2 protein-coding genes are annotated in these 3,202 nt (G+C 41.8%); both read left to right on the top strand.

All coding sequences use genetic code 11. The features are described 5' to 3' along the window. Positions 1-2,711: calcium-binding protein (locus tag JHC35_RS00110; RefSeq protein ID WP_295041241.1), on the top strand; the 2,711-nt coding region annotated here is incomplete at its 5' end. A 14-nt stretch (positions 2,712-2,725) separates the two neighbouring features. Continuing rightward, on the top strand, positions 2,726-3,202 hold a 477-nt coding region (locus JHC35_RS00105; RefSeq protein ID WP_295041239.1), incomplete at its 3' end, for a cysteine peptidase family C39 domain-containing protein.

Genomic DNA, 3,202 nt, shown 5'->3' with positions numbered 1-3,202 from the left:
ATGACACCATATACGGCGGCGCAGGTGAAAATATACTTGATGGTGGCGCTGGCAGTGCCGACAAAGTAAGCTACGGTAGCGTATCCTCATATAGTTTGTCTGAGGCGGATGTGTTGTTGGCGCACGGCAATATAAGTGCGGCTGAATATGCGAATTTGACCGGTAGCGGCGTAACACTAGAAGAAAAAATGCTTGCCTATTATAACGGCGTATATGTCGATTTGGCAGGTTTTACTGTAGCTGGGGTTGATTTTGACCAAGACGGTACGGATGACGTCATAAATTCCATCTCAAAATTTGTCGATAAGAGTGGTTTTTCATATGATGCGAATGGTAATGCTACCGCCACTACTAACTCCAATACTTACAATAGTCTTGTAAAACTAGGATTTGACAAGATAACAAACACCGAAGTGGTAGAGGGAAGCGATTATAACGATACAATCTATGGTGATGGGGCGTCAAATATCATAAGTGGTGGCGCCGGATCAGACATACTAGACGGTAGAGCGGGCGGCGATACTCTTCTTGGCGGTAGTGGTTATGACACTTTGTATAGTGGCTATGGCAACGATACACTGGACGGCGGAAGCGATACTGACACAGCTGATTTCCAAAACTCCACCGGCGGTATAGTGGTTAGACTCGATACCCCTACTGCTACCGCCACTGGGTACGGTAGTGATGTACTAATAAACATAGAGGATATTATCGGCTCAAATTTTGCCGATACCATAGTCGGTGACGGAGGCACAAACTACCTTCAGGGTATGAACGGCAATGATACATTTATGCCCGGTGGTGGATATGACTTTATTGACGGTGGCAATGGGAGTGACTTTCTTACGTATTATAAAGCTGATTATGATGCTATAGGCGCCACAAACTGGGAAAATATCAATGGTATAACAGTGGATCTAAATTCTGTTGATTTTACAATGGTAAAAGAGACAACTACGGGCAGACTTATTGACCTTGTAAAAGCCGTAGAGGTGATAAGTGGAACATATGGCAATGATGTAATATCTGGGAGTAACTCTGCTAATGAGGTTTTTTATGGATATGAAGGCAATGATACGCTTACAGGAAGAGGTGGAGACGATACGCTGTATGGTGGTGTAGGAAATGATCTTCTTAGTCCCGGTGCCGGCAATGACACGGTATATGGTGATGCCGGCATAGATACGATAGATATAGCTGACGGCGCTCCTGGTCCGGCAATAATCACAATGGATGCTAGCGGAAACTTCTCGTACAACTCCGGTAAAGACCTTGCGTATGGTATTGAAAATATATATGGTACAAATTATGCCGATACGATAACAGGTAATGCATTAAATAATATATTTATCGGCAGACTCGGTAACGATACCATAGACGGCGGACTCGGTAACGATACATTTACCGGTAATAATCAAAATGACGGCTCTGATATATTTGACGGTAACGGTGGGATAGATACTGCCGATTATTCAGGCTCGGCAAGACAAATAAAAGTTACTCTAAACGGTGGAACTGATGCAACGGTAGCATTCACATCCAATGGCGCTGGAGACCCTGTGACAAATGACATTATCAGAAATATAGAAAACTTCATAGGCGGCGCTGGGAATGACGTAATTACCGGCGATGCAAATGATAATATCCTAGACGGTTGGAGTGGAACGGATACGATTTCAGGCGGTGACGGTAATGATACGATACTAGCTAGAAATACATCAAACGAAACTCTTGACGGTGGCGCAGATACCGATACACTCCAACTAACACAAAATGTTAATTTTTCAAACAGTAGTGGTACTCAGCTAATTACAATTTCAAATTTTGAAACACTAAATGTAGGGACATTTAATAGTTATATGAATTTTTCGCAGTTTTCGCAGTTTGACAAGGTAACAGGAAGCGGAAGCTTATATTTTTATAGTAGTGGCGCAGATGAAACCCTTGATTTTACAAATGTTGATTTGAGCGGCTTTACTGGCAAAATATACGCATACGGTAACGGCGGAAATGATATTTTTGATTTTACTGGAACAAATCTCGGCACACTAACCGGGTTTTATTTGGACGGCGGCGCCGGAACTGACACTCTAAAGCTTGGTTCAAACACTGTATCTATGAGTTCTGCTGCCCTTAACACGTTTGAAAACTTCTATATAAACTCAGGCGGTAAACTAACCGTAAACGGCACGGCAGGGAATGACACTCTCAACGGCGGAAATACGATGGACTTTTCAAACGTTGCGGACAACGACGCTGTTGTTATTAACGGTCTTGCGGGTAATGATAGTATGAGAGTAAGATTTACAGATGCGGCAAAAGTTGATTTTGACGGCGGCGCCGGAAGTGATACGTTGTATTTCAATGGTACTATTAATGCTGGCAATACAGTTAAATTCGACAATGCGACATATGGCAATAATTTTGCAAATCTTGAAACAATCAATCTAAACTCGGCTACCGTAAATGGAAATATTGTATTTAGCGCCAATGCATTAAATGCATGGGATAACAGTGCAACTGCTACAAATCTCTCTTTGGATGTTGTTAATGCCGCTCAGGCATCAAAAATTAATATCAATGATTTTAGTTCGGCAACAAATACATCAACAGGTCTGCCGTATAGTAGTGGCTCGGCGCTGACGATAAATAACAACTACGCACTTGACGCAAACGGCGGCGGGGTGGATTTGACCGTTCAGGTTGTATAGCGTTTTGGGGATAAATGAAAGAAAAAAAAGAGCAAAAAAATAACGATTCGCTACTACTTTGTTTTAAGTATGTAGTTGATTTTTATTATGGTGATGTTGAGCTAAAGACGATAAATACGATACTTGCTCACGATAAAAAACATACCGAAATAGATGACGTAAAATATGGCGCCAATGATTTCGGTTTTAACTTTGAAGATACAGAGTTTTCCGCCGATATTATGGAGTCCCATGTATTGCCTTGTATATTGGTAGGTAGAGACAATAAGGCAGTTATTCTCACTGATATGCAAGAGGGTATTTTAAATATTTTTGACCCCCTAGACGGCAGACGGGTGTTATTGACTATTGCAGACGGTGCTCAGGTATATGAGAGGATTTTGTACCTTTACAAAGACATAGACTATAAAGGGATACTAACACACGAAGAAAAGGGCAAAGAGTGGTTTTGGCACCATCTAATCGAGGTTAAGCCCGATATTGTGAGAATA

The organism is Sulfuricurvum sp. (assembly GCF_022759005.1).
Lineage (GTDB): Bacteria > Campylobacterota > Campylobacteria > Campylobacterales > Sulfurimonadaceae > Sulfuricurvum.
The sequence above is the reverse complement of the archived record's forward strand: the minus strand, read 5'-3'. Positions and strand labels throughout refer to the sequence as shown.